Genomic DNA, 725 nt, shown 5'->3' with positions numbered 1-725 from the left:
GCAAGTCTGGCCAGCATTGAAGGCTTTACCAAACACAATCGGCTTGATGGCTTCATCCATTTTTACTGAGTCAGAAATAATCGTTGGTGACTTGCCTCCAAGCTCAAGGGTGACAGGGGTAAGGTTGGCAGACGCAGCACGCATAACATGGCGACCAACGCTCGTAGAGCCAGTAAACAACAAGTGGTTCCAAGGAATGTCAGAGAATGAAACGGCTACATCCGCATCACCATTAATAACTGCGACTAGGTTTTGAGGAAAAATCTTCGATAGAAGTTCTTCAACAAATGCCGAGGTGACTGGGGTGAATTCAGACATCTTGATCATTGTACGGTTGCCCGCAGCAAGAGCTGAAACTAGTGGGCCAAGCGATAAGGATAAGGTGTAGTTCCATGGCGCGATGATTCCAACGACACCAAGTGGTTGGTATTCAACACGTGCGCTAGCAGGCATAAATAAAGTCGAAACCTTCTTCTTGTCGGATTGCATCCAACGCTTTAAGTTCTTAAGCGTGTAATCAATGCTATGCAGTACAGGCATGATCTCAGCGAGGCGTGTTTCGTTCTCTGAGCGGCTCGAAAAGTCTTGAGAGATCTTCTCAATGAACGTTGCTTCGTTGTCTAAAAGGGCTTGGCGCAGCTTCTTAAGATTCGCAACTCTTTCTTCATAGCTTGGCATCGGGTTACGACGGAAAGCTTGGGTTTGTTCTTTAAAAATGCCTTGCA

At 46.5% G+C, this 725-nt stretch carries 1 protein-coding gene; it reads right to left on the bottom strand.

Going from position 1 to position 725, the window contains the following annotated elements; all coding sequences use genetic code 11:
- Positions 1 to 725 (bottom strand): aldehyde dehydrogenase family protein (locus A3739_RS25835; RefSeq protein ID WP_156502849.1); only part of this gene is annotated, 725 nt, incomplete at both ends.

It is taken from the genome of Oleiphilus sp. HI0067 (assembly GCF_001635735.1).
Note: the sequence above shows the minus strand (reverse complement) of the source record. Positions and strands in the feature narration are given on the sequence as shown.